Origin of the sequence: Clostridium thermarum (assembly GCF_006351925.1) — a bacterium.
Taxonomy (GTDB): Bacteria; Bacillota; Clostridia; order Clostridiales; family Clostridiaceae; genus Clostridium_AU; species Clostridium_AU thermarum.
The window spans coordinates 109,088-127,859 of sequence record NZ_CP040924.1 but is presented as its reverse complement, the minus strand read 5'-3'; the positions used below and the strand labels follow the sequence as shown (position 1 = coordinate 127,859).

Annotated in this window: 12 protein-coding genes, 1 tRNA gene, 1 other RNA gene and 1 pseudogene; 3 read left to right on the top strand and 12 right to left on the bottom strand. The window is 36.9% G+C overall.

The features are described 5' to 3' along the window. Positions 1-365: 365 nt before the first annotated feature. The 4 genes from FHY60_RS00555 to FHY60_RS00540 all read right to left on the bottom strand — a co-directional run bounded on the left by FHY60_RS00555 (position 366) and on the right by FHY60_RS00540 (position 2,205). Positions 366-620, bottom strand: coding sequence for a pro-sigmaK processing inhibitor BofA family protein (locus FHY60_RS00555; protein WP_139902172.1), 255 nt, complete (start codon positions 618-620; stop codon positions 366-368). 123 nt (positions 621-743) lie between these two features. Continuing rightward, positions 744-1,019 carry a DUF2508 family protein gene (locus tag FHY60_RS00550; protein ID WP_243122189.1) on the bottom strand — a complete coding sequence of 92 codons (276 nt, stop codon included), beginning with the start codon at positions 1,017-1,019 and terminating at the stop codon, positions 744-746. A gap of 75 nt (positions 1,020-1,094) precedes the next feature. Beyond that, positions 1,095-1,523, bottom strand: a complete 429-nt coding sequence (locus tag FHY60_RS00545) for a Csac_0668 family 2Fe-2S cluster-binding (seleno)protein (protein WP_163215914.1) — start codon at positions 1,521-1,523, stop codon at positions 1,095-1,097. 64 nt (positions 1,524-1,587) lie between these two features. After that, the gene (locus tag FHY60_RS00540; protein ID WP_139902171.1) at positions 1,588-2,205 is read right to left on the bottom strand and encodes a plasmid pRiA4b ORF-3 family protein; all 618 of its coding nucleotides are present in this window, start codon (positions 2,203-2,205) and stop codon (positions 1,588-1,590) included. 177 nt (positions 2,206-2,382) lie between these two features. Between FHY60_RS00540 and FHY60_RS00535 the strand changes: the two are divergent. Next, positions 2,383-2,839, top strand: a pseudogene (locus FHY60_RS00535) (transposase); the annotation flags it as partial. 48 nt (positions 2,840-2,887) lie between these two features. Here the strand turns inward: FHY60_RS00535 and recR are convergent. The 5 genes from recR to FHY60_RS00510 all read right to left on the bottom strand — a co-directional run bounded on the left by recR (position 2,888) and on the right by FHY60_RS00510 (position 6,192). Continuing rightward, a complete protein-coding gene (recR, locus tag FHY60_RS00530) occupies positions 2,888-3,484 on the bottom strand; it encodes a recombination mediator RecR (RefSeq protein ID WP_139902169.1) in 597 nt (198 codons plus the stop codon). A 77-nt stretch (positions 3,485-3,561) separates the two neighbouring features. Then, positions 3,562-3,900, bottom strand: coding sequence for a YbaB/EbfC family nucleoid-associated protein (locus FHY60_RS00525; RefSeq protein WP_139902167.1), 339 nt, complete (start codon positions 3,898-3,900; stop codon positions 3,562-3,564). Between the two features lie 149 nt (positions 3,901-4,049). Next, positions 4,050-5,663 carry a DNA polymerase III subunit gamma/tau gene (gene dnaX / locus FHY60_RS00520; RefSeq protein WP_139902165.1) on the bottom strand — a complete coding sequence of 538 codons (1,614 nt, stop codon included), beginning with the start codon at positions 5,661-5,663 and terminating at the stop codon, positions 4,050-4,052. 163 nt (positions 5,664-5,826) lie between these two features. Further along, positions 5,827-6,091, bottom strand: an RNA gene (ffs, locus tag FHY60_RS00515) — signal recognition particle sRNA large type. A gap of 11 nt (positions 6,092-6,102) precedes the next feature. Next, positions 6,103-6,192: transfer RNA gene (locus tag FHY60_RS00510), tRNA-Ser, on the bottom strand. Positions 6,193-6,442: 250 nt separating this feature from the next. Here FHY60_RS00510 and FHY60_RS00505 point away from each other — a divergent pair. Next, positions 6,443-8,764, top strand: coding sequence for an EAL domain-containing protein (locus FHY60_RS00505; protein ID WP_139902163.1), 2,322 nt, complete (start codon positions 6,443-6,445; stop codon positions 8,762-8,764). A 168-nt stretch (positions 8,765-8,932) separates the two neighbouring features. Here FHY60_RS00505 and FHY60_RS00500 read toward each other — a convergent pair whose 3' ends face one another. Next, positions 8,933-9,664, bottom strand: a complete 732-nt coding sequence (locus FHY60_RS00500; RefSeq protein WP_139902161.1) for a 4Fe-4S dicluster domain-containing protein — start codon at positions 9,662-9,664, stop codon at positions 8,933-8,935. 215 nt (positions 9,665-9,879) lie between these two features. Between FHY60_RS00500 and FHY60_RS00495 the strand changes: the two genes are divergently transcribed. After that, a complete protein-coding gene (locus FHY60_RS00495; RefSeq protein ID WP_139902159.1) occupies positions 9,880-11,187 on the top strand; it encodes a hemolysin family protein in 1,308 nt (435 codons plus the stop codon). A gap of 123 nt (positions 11,188-11,310) precedes the next feature. Here the strand turns inward: FHY60_RS00495 and FHY60_RS00490 are convergent, their stop codons facing one another. Further along, complete coding sequence (locus FHY60_RS00490; RefSeq protein ID WP_139902158.1) at positions 11,311-13,155, bottom strand: beta-N-acetylhexosaminidase; 1,845 nt, start codon at positions 13,153-13,155, stop codon at positions 11,311-11,313. A gap of 426 nt (positions 13,156-13,581) precedes the next feature. Further along, a complete protein-coding gene (locus tag FHY60_RS00485; protein WP_139902156.1) occupies positions 13,582-18,441 on the bottom strand; it encodes a cell wall-binding repeat-containing protein in 4,860 nt (1,619 codons plus the stop codon). Between the last annotated feature and the right edge of the window lie 331 nt (positions 18,442-18,772).

Below are 18,772 nucleotides of genomic sequence, written 5' to 3'. Positions count from 1 at the left end.
TTATTAATACTTAAAGTGTTGTAGTATAACATTTAACAATGTTTTGTGTTATAGTACATTATCCGAAAGACACCCTAATACAGTAAAAATAACTAACAAATTCCACAAACTTCCACGTTATTACAGTTTCCAATAAAAATTGTAACAGAGCATGATAACGGTGTCAATATAATGACAGCGTTTACATTCAGTAAATTCTGACTATTCAATAATGATACTCCAGTGATAATAGTAATTTTCACAAACTTTAGCTTAGGTAAAGCAGCATCTCTGAAAACACCACTAACAAAATCTAAGCTTTCCGTAAAACCTATGAAGATTGGGGCGCTCCGGAAAGCTTAGATTAAATGAATTATATGTACTTGTTACAAAAATAGCTTTAATATTACCAGAAAGGCAAGGCCCGGAATACCGCACAGCCCGGACACTAAAACCGTCACTGCATTTATGCCTATAAAAAAATCCAGGTAGCTTCCTATAAAATTTACTACCACAAGCAGGAGTAATCCCAACAGGCAATTTAAAAGCAATGTTCTAAACGGTTTCCATGATCCTGAAAAGCTCCTTGCAATAAGGAAAAGTATTATCACTACCACTAAAAAGTACGCAGCATACTCCATTTAAAAACCTCCATCCAATATATTTCTTATAATATAATTAATATTACCGATGGATGATTTCTACTACTAAATCTTTAATAAAGAATTCATTGAATAACTATTGTTAAAAATTATACAAAACTTCTAGAGTGCCAATTTTGTTTCAGCAAAAATATTTTCGTGCTGAGTTTTTATTTTTAGTCTCTTTGCTTCTGCCAGCAAAAATTCATACCTTGACCTGGCCGCCTGTTCCATATAAATAGCATAGTCTACTAGCTTGGGCTCACTTACCGTTTCAAAAAAGTCTCTTGCCATTTGTATCTGCTTTACAGCATCATCTATAGCCATAAGCAGCTGCATTTCCTGTTTTGACCCTTCTATGCTATTAAATACATATTCCAGTATGTTGTCCTTATCCATGAAAAAACCTCCCATTTATATCATGTTTTGATTATTGACATAATCTGGGAGATTTATGCATGCCTTATTTATATTTTAAACTATGGTATCTTCCAATGATGCTCTCCGCTCTTGTATACAAACTATAATATCTTTAACTGTTTTTGCACCATGTTTTATTACAGCATCTATTACCTGTTCCTCTGTAACCTTGCTGCAGTAGCAGGCATATTTGGGATTGGCATCTTTTTTAAACCATACAGGTATTTTCACTTGCTGCTTATCAAACTTAACACCTGATTCTGGATTATAATAAACAATATCACATTCTTCATTCATGCATATATAATAATCCATATTTCCGACCATTTCTTCCAGTGTATCATCTACCAAATGCCTGACTGTAATATTTTTTACTTTGACTCCTGATGTTTTACACACAGGACATGTATTGTGATTTTCTATTTTATTAGGTGTCTCTTTTCCTCCACAGCAACAGCAGGTATTTATTTTTTCATTTATCATTCTATCATTACTTCCTTTATCACTTTATCTCCTTCATACAAAGTCTCATAAAATATATATGCTTTTACTTTATGATATTCAACATATTATTGATTTCTTCTATGCTGAATTCTTCAGGGTCAAAAGAACCTCCCACCCACTCAAGCATGAATTCATGCTCTGGATGCTGAGGGTCTTGTATTGCTTCAAGGAAATTTTCATATCCCCATGGCCCACCTACATCTTCAGGAGGACAGTTTCTTTTACCACCTATACATACTGGATATTCAACGCCTTCTTCCGGGTCAAACACCTTCTCTACAACAATGTCATGCCTCCAGTCATCGCCAAAATCATACACATATCTGAATTTATCCTTTGGTGCAAATTTCATGCTGCTTAACTTTACCCTTTTTGCACTTTTTACTTCATATCTGTCGTAAAAGTCCCAGTTATCCTCTTTTTCCCCAATAATCATTTCTCCCAGTCTGAACTCATAAAGGTGGGATTCAAACCATCCCATCGCATACTGGATTATCCTGTGGAGTTTATAAAACGTGATATCGTCTCTAACCAATACCCTCCTCCAGACAGGAGGCTTTACGTCTTTTAATGTTATTTTCAACTGAAGAATTTTCATGCTCTCACCGCTCCTCAAATAATTTCTTAATACAACTTTATTTTCAATAAATGCAAAATGCATCAGCAAACATTTTGTCGCAATTAAATGCTTCAAATATTTTTTATTGCGACAAAATAATGAGTCATATGTTTATTTATTAGTTTTACTCCTCTTTAGATAAACAATAATTAGGGGTTTGCGAAACGCAGCAAACCGCATAAATGCGGTATATTTTTTAATAAAAAGTAGACTAACTTCTCACTGATTTATGGTAAAATTGAATTGCCTACTTCTTCTACAAATCATTTTTACGCTTCTACTGGAAGACCGCGTAAATATATGCTCTACGATATGCATCGTGCTTTAATTCTACAGCGAATTTTTCTCTATTACTACAGATTCTCTTTTGATTATTTTTTCTTAAATATTCTCAAGAGTTAAGGGACTTCTGCGGGTTTAACAAAGTTCCTGATGCTTCTAAATTCACACGTTTCAAACAGGATTTTATTTTGGACTTATCTGCTATGCTTTTAAATTTGGTATTATAACTAACGGACTTGGCATTGTAAGATATAGTTCCTTTTACAATAAGGATTTTCTTAAATCACATCCAGATATTATAGTTGAGAAAAAAACTGATTCCCCCCTGCAGTCCAATGTTTTATATTTATCCCGAATTTTATTTTTAGTTATTTTAGATCTTAAAAGTCAGCATTGAAAAATGAAAGGAGTTTATTTAATGGAGATATAAACTCCTTTGTACCTAGATTTCTTTTCTTCCTTCCATAGCCTTTGACAAGGTTACTTCGTCGGCATATTCAAGATCTCCACCCACCGGGATACCGTGAGCAATTCTGGTTACTTTAACCCCTAAGGGTTTTAATATCTTTGACATATACATAGCAGTAGCCTCCCCTTCTATATTGGGGTTTGTAGCTGCAATAACCTCTTTTACTTCCCCATTCATTCTGGTAATAAGTTCTCTCAGCTTGATGTCTCCAGGACCTCTTCCGGCCATAGGCGATATGTTTCCATGAAGTACATGATAAACACCGTTATACTCCCTTATTCTCTCCATATATATTACATCCTTTGGTTGTTCCACAACACAAATAATAGACTTATCTCTGTTTGGATTGCTACATATTGCACACGGATCCTTGTCAGTGTAGTTTCCGCAAATGGAACAATACTTTATTGTTTCCCTGGCCTGTACAAGGACTTCCGCAAATTCGCGCACTTCTTCCTTTGTACGGTTCAAGGTATGAAGAGCAAGCCTTTGAGCAGTCTTATGGCCTATACCGGGAAGTTTGGCAAATTCTTCTATTAGTTTTTCTATTAACACTGGATAGAAATCCATGTCTATCACATCCTTCTATTTAGGTCTTCTTCCCATGAAAGAGTATAAACTTAAAGAAAGCTGCAATGCAGCTTTCTTTAAAACATTCCTGGTATGTTCATACCACCGGTTAATTTTCTCATCTCATCGGCAGTTTCTTCTTCTGCCTTCTTTAGCGCTTCGTTGCATGCTAGCATTATTAAGTCTTCAAGCATTTCAACATCATCGGGGTCAACAACCTCAGGCTTAATGCTTATCTCTAAAATCTGCTTTTTACCATTAGCTACAACTTTTACAGCTCCACCACCGGCAGTGGCTGAAAACTCTTTAGTTTCAAGCTCTTTCTGCATATTTTCCATCTGTTGTTGAAGTTTCTGAGCTTGCTTTATTAAGCTGCCCATATTGCCTCCCATTCCTGGGAATCCACCTTTTGCCATCAAAAAAACCTCCTTAAAGCTATCTCTAAGCATTTACGCTATATTTCTTCTTGGATATCTTTATTATTATATAACATTTGTAATTATATTACTATACAGAAATCTTTTATATTATATACTATTCTCTATACAGCATAAAGTTCTACAAATCAATCATCAATTATCTCCACAACTTCTTCCCCAAAAGTTTCTATCAGCATCTCTTCAGGAGATCTATCATTTCTTTCCGGAGCGTCTATTATATATCTCAGCCTGACCTTTTCTCTAAGCGCATCAGAAAAGATTTCCTCCACCACTCTGCGGTTCTCTTCCTTCTCCAACCTCTGCTTGTTAAAGGCATATTGTTGATCATATAACACTTCAATAATTCCATTGTTGCATTTCACGGGCTTTCCGGTCATTAAAGAAGCATAAAGTATCATTTGCCTTCGTGCCTTGAAGGTTTCCAATATATCCTTCCAAGCCTTTTTAACGGTATCCAAGGTTATCTGAGAATGGATATTCACCTCTTCTTCCCTATGCTGCTTTACTTCCATAACAGCCTTGTGTTCCTCTTTTAGCACAGGCAGCTTAGTAGCAGTGGCGGCTTTTTCAGCGGTAACTGTTATCCTGCCCTGTTTAATAGCCTCCTCCAATCTGTTAATCCTAGACAGCAGCACTTCCTTGGAAGTATCATACTCTATCTTGCAAAGCTTTATTATTGCAAGCTCCAGATATATTCTGCTCTGTTTACTCCATCTGGCTTGTTCTTCTGCCTCCTGAAGGATTCTGATATCCCTCATTATCTCCTCAACACGGATCTTCTGAGCCTGTTGGGTAATTTGAGCAATATTTTCCAAAGACATATCCAATATGTCCTCAGGAGAATTACTGACCTTTGCTATCATAAGATTTCTCAGATGGGTTATTAAATCCTTTATAAATGTATAGACATCCTTACCGCTTAACACTATGTCATCTATTAATCTCAAAGCATTCTCTATATTCTTTTCAATTATGGCATCGGTAAGTCTCAATAGATTTTCATTTGTAACAAGTCCCAGCATTCCTACAAGGTTATCGTACTCCACCTTGCCGCCACCCATTGATATGGCTTGATCCAGAACACTAAGTGAATCTCTCATGGCACCGTCGGAAATCCTGGCAACTAATTGCAGGCTTCTATCCTCAGCATAAACCCCTTGTTGGTCCACTATTTTTCTTAATCTTTGAAAGATCTCCTCACTTTTTATTCTCTTGAAATCAAACCTCTGACACCTTGACAGAATTGTTATTGGCAACTTTTGCGGGTCGGTGGTAGCCAGTATGAAAACCACATTTTTCGGCGGTTCCTCCAGGGTCTTTAAGAAGGCATTTACTGCTCCCGTTGAAAGCATATGGACCTCATCCATTATATAAACCTTGTATTTGGCTTCCTGTGGGGGATACTGAACATCCTCTATTATATCTCTTATATTTTCAATACCGTTATTTGAAGCAGCATCAAGTTCAGTAACGTCTATAGATAACCCTTCGTTAATTTTTCTGCACATTTCACAGCGGTTGCAGGGTTCGCCCTGTTCCAAGGAAAGACAGTTTAGTGCCTTCGCCATGATTTTTGCTGTGGAAGTTTTACCGGTTCCTCTTGTGCCGCAAAATAAATAGGCATGAGCAATTCTATTATTTTTTATTTGATTCTTCAGCGTTACAGTTATATGCTGTTGGCCAACTACATCGTCAAAGGTTCCAGGCCTCCACTCTCTATATAATGCCTTGTATGCCATACTTATTTCACCCCGTAATTCTTAATTGTTCAGCTACTTCTATTATACAGAAAAATGAAAAAGAAACCAAAATAAAATTACACATTTTGAAATCTTTTAATGAATAAACAAAAAGGATACTATAAAATAGTATCCTGTTATAATCTATATAGTATTAATTGAACCGTGCACCTCACTCTGACACTAACCTATAAGCGTTACCTGCACAGTTAACTCAAACCAGGCTGTTCCACGGCACACGAAAGTGTTCACTTACCGCTGCTTCCTTCCGGACCTGACGGGGTTCATGAATTTCCGTTGCGTGGGACCCAGTTCTCAGCGCCACTTTTGCAAGCCAGGCCTTACAAATTAGGGCCTCGGTGAGGAATTCAATCCTGCTGCAGCGGATTGCAGGTTACAGGGCACCGCTATCTCCCCATCTAGCACGGCAAAGTTTAAATGGCGGAGAGAGGGGGATTCGAACCCCCGGTAGAGTTTCCCCTACACACGCTTTCCAGGCGTGCTCCTTCAACCACTCAGACATCTCTCCACGTTCATATCAGTGAACAAACTTATTTATTTGCTGCGACAAAAGTTATTATACTATTTATTTTTTATTATTACAAGAGTTTTTTTGTTATTTCTTAATGGCAGCACTTGATTTTTTATCCAAACCTAAAATTGGTAAAAAAAAGTTTCTCCCTAAGGGCCCTTATTAAGTTCTAAATGTTGAGAACACCTGCTCTTCATGATATAATTAACACATGATTTGACAAAATACGTCATGGTTGGGGTGCTATATGGAATATAATCTTTCTGACCTTCTTAATATAGAAGAATTGCAAGACTTTTTTAATAGTTTTTATGATGCTACCAATATAAATTGTAAAATCATTGATACAAAAGGAACTGTACTTATTGACAGTGGAAGCAGAGCTATTTGTACTAACTTTCACGGAAATACTCCCTGCACCCTTAGTATATATAATCAGACTAATGACCAAGTAGCTGTGGAACTAAAAGAAGGTAAAGAGTATTTTTATGCAAGCTATGAAACAGGTCTCATGGAAGTGGGAGTGCCTATAAAAATAAAAGACCAGTATTTAGCTACTCTCTACTTTGGTCAATTTTTTTCTGAAGCCGCAGACAACGGCTTTTGGGGAGCTAAAGCTGAGGAATATGGCTTTGATAGGCATCAAAATATCAATTCTTCGGGATCGTTACCTGTAATACCGCATTCAAAGCTAGATGCAATAGTAAAATTGATGGTGCACTTATGTGGAGTAATTGAAAAATTAGCACATGATTCTCTTCAGGAAGTACAATTGAATAAGCGTCTGGATGCAAATTACCAAGAGCTTCAAGATACCTATCAAGAGCTTGTTGCAGCAGAGGAGGAATTGAGAGCTCAATTTGAAGAACTTCAACAGAGTAAACATAGACTAAAGCAAAGCGAAGAAAGATATAAACTTGCTTTACTTGGTTCTCATGACGGTATATGGGACTGGGATATAACAAATGATTCATATTATTACTCTGAAAAGTGGGCTAATATGTTAGGCTACACAAAGGCTACACTGCCGTTACGAGGGTCTTGGAAAGAATTCATACATCCATCGGATCTTGAAGTCTTTGAAAAAGAGATCTCAGACTACATAAATAAGAAGACAGACCGTTACAGGTGTGAATATAGACTTAAAAAAGCGGATAACACCTATATATGGGTGTCAGATGTAGGCTCTGCCACCTGGGATGACAACAATACTCCTGTGAGGATGGTGGGATCCCATACAGACATAACAGAACAAAAGAAATGGTCCGATCAGATTCACAAGCTTGCATACTATGACAGCTTAACGAGCCTTCCAAATAAATTTAACCTTTATCAGGAGCTTTCTGACTTGTGCCAGGGCCAAGAGGAGTTTGCAGTTATTTTTATGGATCTAGATAACTTTAAAGTTATTAATGATATGTATAGTCACACTTTTGGTGATAATCTGCTGAAAAAATTGGCCTTTGAATTATCTTTATTGGTTGAAAAGAATTGTACTATCTACCGCTGGGGTGGCGATGAGTTTGTACTTATTTTAAGAAATGTTAATAATGACATAGGCCTATCAGAGTTCCTGGATAGACTAATTCGCTTAATCAACACCCCCTTCATTGTAGATGATATTGAGGTTTATGTTTCAGCCAGTCTCGGCGCCTGCTTATATCCCAGAGACAGCCGTACTTCGGAGGATCTGATAAAACACTCCGATACAGCCATGTATCAGGCTAAGAGTTCAGGAAAAAACTCCTACCAAATATACAATCCGGATTTGTCCTTAATAGCAATGGAGCAAATTACTTTAGAGCGGGAACTTAGACTTGCTCTAAAGAACAATGAATTTAAGTTATATTATCAGCCGCGTATGGACGTTAAAACCAATACCCTGGTTGGAATGGAAGCCTTGGTCCGCTGGATAAAAGCAGATGGGACCATAGTTCCTCCACTGAAATTTATTCCTAAAGCAGAGGAAACAGGCCTTATTGTGCCTATTGGTGAATTTGTCATTAGGGAATCTTGCAGCCAATTAAGGAAGTGGATGGATAAGGGCTTTTCTAATCTAATAATTTCAATAAATCTATCAGCGAAGCAGATAGAGGATAGGAACCTGCTGCAGGTAGTAAAATCCTCAATAAAAGAAACGGGAATCAATCCCTCAAATATTGAATTAGAGATTACCGAGAGTGCTGCCATAAAAGATATGAATCAAACATTAACCTTGATCACTGCCCTAAAAGATATGGGCATAAATGTACTCTTAGATGACTTTGGAACGGGATATTCATCCTTAAACTTTTTAAGACTGCTTCCCGTAACCTCAATAAAAATAGACAAGTCCTTTATGGATAAGGTTGGTGAAGACACAGCCGAAAAGACTATAGTACGCTCACTGATATCCTTAGCCCATGATATAAAAATGAAGGTTATTGCAGAAGGCATAGAAACTCCTACCCAACTTTCATTTTTAAAGGACAACTCCTGTGATGAAGCACAAGGCTTCTACTTCAGCCGGCCTGTACCACCGGCGGAACTTGAAGCCCTGCTAGAAGCAGCGGCAGTAAGTAATGAGTAATTATGGTTGAAATTCATCAGAGATAAATTTCTTCTATTATGATAATTGCAATACCCCTGAAATTCAAGATTTCAGGGGTATTGCAATTATTATAACTGATAAGATAACTTTAAAGTTTTTCGGTAGCACAGCGGGGAAAATCCCTCCATAATTACTCATTATTCATTACTATTTGATAATACTTCCGTCGGTACCGATTGTAACTTCTGAATAAGGGACAATCACTTGAGCTTCAAGCATAGCACTCTTAACAGCATTTATAATGCCGCCGCAGCATGGCACCTCCATTCTGACTACAGTTATACTCTTAAGATTGTTGTTTCTAATTATTTCAGTAAGTTTTTCTTTATAATACTCTAGATCATCAAGCTTTGGGCATCCAATGAGAGTTATTCTGCCTTTAATAAAGTCACTGTGGAAGTTAGCATAGGCATAGGCAGTACAGTCAGCAGCAACCAGCAGGTCTGCCCCCTTTAAGTATGGAGCTTGAGGATGTATCAGCTTGATTTGGACAGGCCACTGGGTTAGCTCTGAAGTACTCTGACTTACTTCAGCCTTTACCGGTGTTTTTATTGAAATATTAGATTTTCTTTCTATTGTTCTTGCTGCACTTCCTGGGCAACCGCAAGGTAAGCTGTGCTCAGTTTTATTACTTTTACTTTTCTCCAGCTTCAGCCTTTGCACAGCCTCATCATCATACTCCAAGGCTTCTCTCTCAATTATTTGAATTGCTCCTGTAGGACACTCTGGCAAACAATCTCCTAAGCCGTCACAGTATATATCGCTTATTAGTCTTGCCTTTCCATCAACCATTTCTATAGCGCCTTCATGACAGGCTTTTATACACAGTCCACAACCATTACACTTAACCTCATCTATTTCAACAATTCTCCTCAGCATATTATTATTCCCTCCAATAATTTTTATAATGAAATTATATACTATTTGGGCTAAAGTATCAGTAACCTCTGTTACGAAATCTAATAATTTCCTTATATTATGCGGATTTATATGTAATTATCCCTTCGGCTATTAGTTTGAAAAGTTAGAATTTTTATGGTATTATTTATTATGTATATTCAAAATTACTATAACTTTTTGAGGAGGTATCATTAATGAATGACTCAGACCCTGATACAGTCAGTAGTATGTTACTGATTCTTGTATTGGTATTAGTCAATGCTTTTTTCGCTGCTGCCGAGATGGCTGTTGTTTCAGTGAATAAGAGCAAAATAAACATACTAGCAGAGGAAGGAAATAAAAAGGCTAAGGCCTTAAAAAAACTTACCGATGAACCTAGTAAATTTCTTGCAACTATACAGGTAGGGATAACCCTTTCCGGTTTCTTTGCCAGTGCATCTGCCGCTACCGGAATATCTGTTAAGCTAAACGAACTGTTAAGTAAGATTGGTATTCCATACGGTGAACAAATATCGGTAATACTAATTACAATTGTTCTTTCCTACATTACCTTAGTTTTTGGTGAACTTTATCCTAAGCGGATAGCACTTCAAAAATCCGAGACAATTGCTATGTTTGCTGTAACACCCATTATGTTTGTGTCCAAATTTGCTTCACCTTTTGTAAAGCTTCTTTCCAGATCTACAAATATCCTTGTAAGACTTTCCGGTATAAATACGGATAATCTTGAGGAACAATTCTCAAAGGAAGAAATAAAGTCCTTAATAGAAGTTGGACAAGAACATGGTGTTATCAATGAGACAGAAAAAGAAATGATTAACGGAATATTTGAATTTGATGACACTCTGGCCAAGGAGGTTATGACTCCGAGAACAGATGTCTTTATGATTAATATAGACTCACCTATAAATAAAATAAAAAATGATATTATGGAAGAAAACTTCTCAAGAATTCCGGTATACGAAGAAGATTCCGATAATATTATCGGTATTCTTTATATTAAGGATTTCTACGCAGAAGTTCTGGATAAAGGCTTAGAAAATATTGATATAAGAAAAATGCTTAGACCGGCATACTTTGTACCGGAAACTAAGAATATTGATGACTTGTTTAAAGAATTGCAGAGTACCAAGAATCACATGGCTATATTGATTGACGAATATGGCGGTTTCTCTGGTATTGTTACAATAGAAGACCTTATAGAAGAGGTTATGGGTAATATCTTTGATGAGTATGATGAAATCGAACCGGATATAAAAAAATTGGACAACAACAGTTACTTGATAAACGGTATGCTTGCAATAGATGAATTGAACGAGTACCTTGACCTTTCACTGGAATCAGAAAACACCGATACTATCGGGGGATTTATAATAAGCCTTATGGGAAGTATTCCCAAGGACAATGACAGCAGGACTATAAAGTACCAAAACTTGACCTTTAAAATAGAGAAGGTAAATGAGAAGAGAATAGAAAAATTAAAGCTGTCCATAGAAAATTAAGACTAAGTAAAGAGGCTCCGCTGAGAGCCTCTTTTTTCTATTTATAATTGTTCTGCCAAAATAATAGAGGCTCCCGTTAAGTCATGGGAGTCCCTAGTGGATATATCATCTTCAGGTTTAATTCTATTTAGTCTCACAGTACTGCTCTCTCAACTTGCGCATATATTCCAAGCTGTCTTCCAATCCTCCAATTCTGTTTCTCTTCAGCCATACCTCACCATGCTTCTTCATGATGGTGCTTATATCATCCTTTAGGTCTTGGAGGAAGTTCTCTTTGTTGTCAATTTCATTAACCATCAGCTTTACTCTTTTTACGCCATGAAGTACGTACTTTATACCATTTTTAAACTCCTCAATTATCAATGCTTCATCTTCACACTGCATATCCGTGCTATCCAGTTTTTCATACAAGTCAAGCAAATAGTCTTCAACCTTTTTATAGGCTTGAACATCTGATTCTTCAAACTTTTCCGGCTCCTTTATATCTCCATTCAGTACCCAAAAGAGCTTAGTTGCGTTGGATACTTTTGAAGGCTCCTGCAGATAGTAATTTCCAAGGTCCATTACAATACTTCCCATTAATTCATTCCTGTCTTTAAATATAAATCTATTCAAATAGGATTCCAGGTTAATATCCCTATTTTCCTCTAAGGACCAGCTTAAGGCTGCACCGTAGAAGTAGCCAGGATAGCTTACAGGAAGATACTGAATGTGTCCCCTATCGCCCCAATCTGTATTGAGGAAGCCTATGGCGCCATTTTTCAAGCCACTTTCCGCTGCATTTAGAATATTAGCCTTCATGTTGTCCGTTCTTCCAAGGATTGTACACCAGGAGCTTGTACCTGGGCATACGTAAAAGTCTATTCCCGCAGCCTTGTATTTTTCACAGTGGTCTGCGAAAGGATGCTCTGCCTCGTAGCCCCATTCCAAGGCAATTATATCCTTGGGTAATTCTAGGATTAATTCAGGTGAGTTTATGATAATGTCCCCCCAGAACATCATTCTCTTATTTCTTAGCTTCACTTCATTATATATTTTCATAAGGTAATCTAAGTATACACGTCCCACTCCAGATCTTTCTGTCTCAGCCTTGCTCTTTCCATGACCTAACTCAAAAGGCTCATCAAGGCCTACATTAAAATATTGTGAAGTGAAGGGCGGCAGTATATCATCATAAATTTTTCTCATTAATTCAACAGAGCCCTCATCCAGGGGATTAAGGGTAGTATTCCTGGTTAAGGTTCCCCAAGGGGTCAAGCAGCCTTCCGGACAATCGGCAAGATGTTCAAACTCTCTTCTGTTAAGCCATTGCTCCATATGACCGAAGCTGTTCTGATTTGGCACCAGATCTATGTACCTGTCCTTACAGTATCTGTCCAGCAGCATGATTTCTTCAGCTGTTACAGGAGTACCACTGCTCCATACCTGTGGAAAATTATCATAGGCATAAGAAAAGCCTTCTATATAAAGCTGCAGCTCATTAAGCTTCACATCAGCCATATAATCTATAATCTTATATAAGGTATCCATGGTAGGTATCTTATTCCTGCTTATATCTACCATTAGACCTCTCCTCTTATAATCCGGTCCGTCCTCTATGATCATACAGGGCAGGTCTCTTCCGCATTGAACTATTAGCTGTTTTAGTGTGCTCACAGCATGAAAGGCTCCTTGTAATTCACCATATTCAATATCTATGCATTCCTTGGTTATTGTGATTTTATAATTTTCTTCCAAAAGAATACTGCTATGCTTAAAATTTACGTCTCCCGCCTTACCCACCACAATCTGTGTCTTTATCGGTGTATGTTCTGATATGATATCCTTAAGTCTTTTGGCTATTGTGAAAAGCTTTTCTTTCTGAAGTAATAAAATAGATATTCTCTCTCCGTCTTTTAACAGTTTCTTCCCTTCCATAAATTGCACCTTCTTTGGATATGGCAGGAATATTATATCAGATGTTTTCATAGGGCACCTCCGTTCATACTTATAATTTTATTGTATCAAGAAAAATATACCAATTCAAATCTTGTGGTAGAATTTAGTATATACTCTAACATATAATACGGTTATTGAAATAAAGCACCCTAGTAAGTTTATGTTTCAATGTGATAAAACGAGGTTATTGCAGAAAAATGAACAAAGGATGTTGAGCCTATGCGCCAACAACTAAGACTGTTACTTGTTTTTAATTAAGAGGATTATATAAAAATCACTTAATTGTGATAAGCCCCAGCGCTACCTTTTCAGCCAGCCCTTACCCGCTGAGGACATTGAGCGGCTCTTGATCTTGATACATTCGTAGAAAGTAAATGCTCTATCAGCAGTATGGGAAATAAAATAAAAAGGGAAAGTTGTTACACTAAATGAAGTAAACAAACTCTCCCTTTTGTATTACTTAATTATTTCTGTTGGTATTACAGATTCTCCGCCAAGTATATATTTTTCTCTAATTATACTATCCTTGCTCTTTAGATACTCTCTGGTAGCTTCAGGAATAACATTATCAACTAGTACTACCGGCGCTCCTGTTAAAGCTGCAAGCACTGATCCTGAAAGGGCGTCTGCAAATACCTTTCCGGTTGCATAATATACCTTTGAGAAATCTAAATCTCCGGCAAACTTATTTAGTATTGCTAGATTTGTCTCATATCTGTCTGCTCCTGATACTCTCTCCAAGCCTGTTATACCTTTTACGACGCTGTCAGAAACTACTCCCGTTCCACCTATTACATATACCTTACTATTGTTATCCTTAATGAACTTAGCAGCTTCATCAGGCAACTTATCTATGCCAGCAAAAAGTATAGGACTACCTGATAATGCCACATAGGAAGATATTGAAAAGGCATCTGCAAAGCTAGTTCCAGAGCACAGGAATACCTGACTCTTCTTTGTAAGCCTATTAGCTATTTTCAATGAGGTTGAATATCTATCGGCACCCCCTATTCTTTCTACACTTATCCCCATCACATTAAGAATATTTTCTACTTCTGTGGATACAGCACCAGTTCCACCGATTATATATACCTTCTTCACTTTAAGTCTCTGTAATTCTGATTTTACACTGTTATCAAGAGACTTGGGAATTGTTAGAAGTATTGGAGCATTTAACTGCTTTGCAAAAGGTATTGCGCATAGTGCATCTGCAAAAACATCGCCTCTAGCCAAAACTGCTGACTCAGCAGTTTTCCATCCAGCTTGAGAAATCTTAACCGCTGTCTCATATCTGTTTGCTCCACCTAATCTTACAATGGTTGCTTCTGCTGTAAGCATCTTATCGGTTATAATATAGTCGCTGTTATGAGTTATTTCGAACTCCACATAACCATCAGAATCTGCCTTTAGTCCCGTAGCTATGCTTTCCATAGTTTTTGTAGCCTCATTGTAATAGTAAAGGCATAAATTGTTTCTATCCTTATCAGAAATCCAAGTAGAATCAAGCTTAACCCTTATCTTAGCCTTTCCAGGTAGTTGTCCATTATTTGTAAAGGATAAAACCAAAACATTTTTATTTTTAACTATATCTGATATAGCTGACTTATTAGCAGTTTCTGCCCTATTAATTGGAGCAATTTTTACTGTCATATCGATGTTCTTTGTGTCTCCGGTAATATCTTTACCCTTGAAGGACCATTCAATGCCACCCTGCTTAAATGTTACAGTCTTATCTGTTCCTTTAATTTTATCAAATATTACCTTTTCAACGAGCTTATTATCGGCAACATCTACTATTACAGTTCCATTACTTGTTACACCGTTTATAGCTGCTATAACAGCTTGTGCATTTGTATTAACAACCGTTGCTGATTCAGGTATTGATGGTTCTGCAGTTGATGTTTCCGGTGTCGATGGCCCTGTTTTAGAAGTTACTACAAGTGTTAAGGTAATTTTCTTGTCATATCCATCTACAGTACCATTAAAAGTAAAAGTTCCTGCTTTACTTGTATCTACAGTTTCATCATCCCAAGTTATATTCAGTATTTGTGATGAACCGTCATCAAGATTTGCGTATACCTTTGAAGGTAAAGAATAAGCTTGTCCTTCAATAACAGTTGCAGTTATATTATCTATACCAACTATTTCTGCCTTTTTAACTGCTTTAATATCATCATAGTATATTACAGAATCTACTGTCCATGTTCCTGTATGACCTTCTGGTATAATTGTATTACACCACAGCCCCACTTGTGAAACATTTGCTGGATCAAAAGTACCATTTTTCTTTCCTTTAAACTGACTGAAAGGAATGGTCAACAGCTTAGCTTCCGTGGTTGCAGCAAATTCAGGAAGATGAACTTCAAAATCTTCACCGTTAGAGGTTATTTGAATTACTAACTTTTGTGCATTTCCGTCAGGTTTAATCCAAAGTTGATAAGCGTCAAATTCTGACCAATCTGTACCTACCGGCAATGACTTTGTAATACCAGCCCAGCCTTCAGATGACTTTTCTGTTGATATTTTGTATTTAAAGGCAAGACCATAGTCTCCATTGTTATAAGTACCGGCCTTATCTGTATTCATAGGTTTTACACTGCATCCGGCAGCAGCATTAGTTGCCCATTTAATTGCTATCATTTCATCGTTTCCATAATAGGATTCGAAAGTATCTACTACAGCAGGGTTAACCGGTTCTTCAGGTAGATTAAAGAATACCCTTATTTTATCATATACTTTTCCATCAATAACCAGTTCGATGGACCCATAATTTGGCTCTATATTAGTTAATATATCCTTTGTTAAGTCGGAAGTATATACAATACCGTTGCCTACTGCTTCTAAAACCTTAAGTTCATTACCTTTACCATCCTTCAATACAAAGTTAACCGCTTTGTCAGTATTCAATACACTTGCCTTAATTGTTGTAGCTTCAAGTAAACGGTATCCTGAATGTGGAGCAGTGATAAAACCTGTCACATCAGCTGGAAGCTTTGTTACTCTTATGCTGCTATAATCACCTATACCATCGGCAAATACTGATCTTTCATCATTGTAGAACTTGACGAACTCGTCAACCATTTCATGCCCTCTTGTTTCGTCCACCATGTAAGGTTGAAACATGTTAGATTCATCAAAGTTTGCCCAAGTTAGGTAGTAAGCCATATTTGTAGTAGAACATACTTCTAGCACTTTGCTAAACCAATCAGGTACTTTATTATCTGTTACTTTAAAAGGAATCATTCCTGTCTCGGATACCGCTGTAAGCTTATTATGCTTCTTAGCTAAACCCTCTACTACAGTAATGATATCTTTTAGGTTTTCTATAAAGGAATCATTAACATCAGGATCGTTATTATAGTAGTCAAAAGCCATTACATCAACATAGTCATCACCTGGATAGCGTTCTAAATAGTACTCTTCAGTTGGTATTGGCCCATTTGGCGAATATACATAAAGGAAGTTATGAACATCTTTAACATCACGTAAGTATTCTACAGTATATCTCCATAAGTTCTTAAATGCTGCTTGATCACAGTGAGCAGCTCCCCACCAGAACCAGCTTCCACTGTTTTCATGGAAAGGTCTGAAGAGCACAGGAATCCCCTTCTCCTCCAGTTGATTACCAAGGTCAGCAATCAAATCAAGATAAGCTAAAAATACTTCGTTTAAATCTCCCTCAGGCATTATTCGAGTAACTATGTTGCCGTTAGTTACTCCAGGAGTATAGCCTGAGAAGTCCCATGTACCATCAGCTTGCTTACCTTTATTCTTAACAATTTCAAAGTTAGGCATATGAGCTGATAGGCTTATTATTGCCCCTTCCTCGGCCGCTGCTGCCAAAAGGTCTGCTGCAGCTGTAACGAAATCTCTATCATCGCCATCCTCTAGATGTAATTCAGCACCTGTAAGGGATAGAGTGTCTATAGCTACAATTCCTGCAATGGAGCCTGTAACATCTTTTGTATCGGAATTACTGCCGCCGTCTTTAAGTACAGCCTTATGATGAGTATCATTCTGATGTCCATATATTACATAGTCTGAAGCACCAACACCAAGCAAATAAGCATATAATGAAGCAATCTCATCTATAGCCTTTTCATCTACCAACTTTACACTGTCAGGAATATTTAATTTACTTGGATCAAGCTTTGTTTGGGCAACAGGTACTTCTATCTTAGTTACATACTTATCTGTAGCACCGATAACCATTGTAAGCTTTACATTATCTAAATAAATGTCTCCCTTGTAATCACTGTTATTCCCTACAACTTGGAACACAATAGACTTTATATTTGAAATTTGATTGCTAAAAATAAATTCAAAGGTTTTAACCAAATAGTCACCTGATTCAGTAAAATCATCAAGTTTTACCTGTACTAAACTGCCGACTTCTGTCCAAGACCATTTGTCACCTACTTTTACAACACCTTTAACGGTTATTGTACCACTAAAACTAGCAGTTTTAGGTAATATTAGATCTGCTTTTAGCACTGTGTCCGATTCTACTGGTCCTGCAACATCAGCGGGCATCTCTATATTTTCTTTATCCCAGCTTGTTTGATCCCATCCGTTATCCGGACTAAATTCAACAGCATAGCGTACTGCCTTACCTGTTACAACATCTACAAGATCATTTTCGTCCTTATTAAAGGGCAAGTTTGATGCATCTTCGAAATCATTTATAAAAATAACTTCTTCGCCGCCTGTAGATGGATCTGATGTCCCATCTATTAAACTAACATTATCCAAATAAACTTTTCCTTTGTAATTGCACTCATAGCCTACTATCTTTATTGTAATTTGATTTAGTTCTGTATTGTTATTAATTGTTTTGAAAGGCACTTCAACAGTTGCTAAATTATAACCTTCAACTTTTGTAAAATCCGATACTGCAATAGGCCCAACATCATTTTGATTCCAATCCCAACCAGCAGTTTGAAGAACGCCAGCCACCTTGAAGCCTCCATCAAAAGTAGCTTCCTCAGGCAAAAGCAAGTCCATCTTTAACTTAGCGCCAAGATTTATGGCTTGAGAATACTTAGGGCTTAGGACTAACTTAATTTCTGCCAACTCATCCCATTGAGAACTTGGATCAGCAGCAACGTCTACATCCAAGGCTTTGCTACCGTTTACATTCTCAGCAGCATTAAACCCTGATGGTAGTTTTGAAGAGTCCTCAAAATCGTTGCTGTAAATGACAGTTGCATCTGTATCCTGAGAACTAGCTTGTACTATTGATGCCGGCACAGTAGTTAGGGACATTGCAAAAGCTACAACCATAGAAATTAGGCTTTTGCTTTTTCTTTGTTTCATACAATGCACTCCTTTCCAAAATGTTGTTTTAAGTCTACAGATTTACGAAATCTACAGAAATGATTAAGCTTATATTACCATCACCTCCACTATCTCACTATACATGGATAATTTAAAAAACGTTTTCAAATAGATTATAACATTTAACTTAAATAAAGTATATAGATTAACGTAAAATATTACTTAAATATTATATATTTAACCTAAATAAATATATAACCTTTAAGTGTTGTAAACAAAAATGTATAGAACATTCCTATAAATATCCTCATATAATCTACTGTAATAACAAAATGGTTAGTCACTTTTTTTATTGTATAGTGTATAAAAT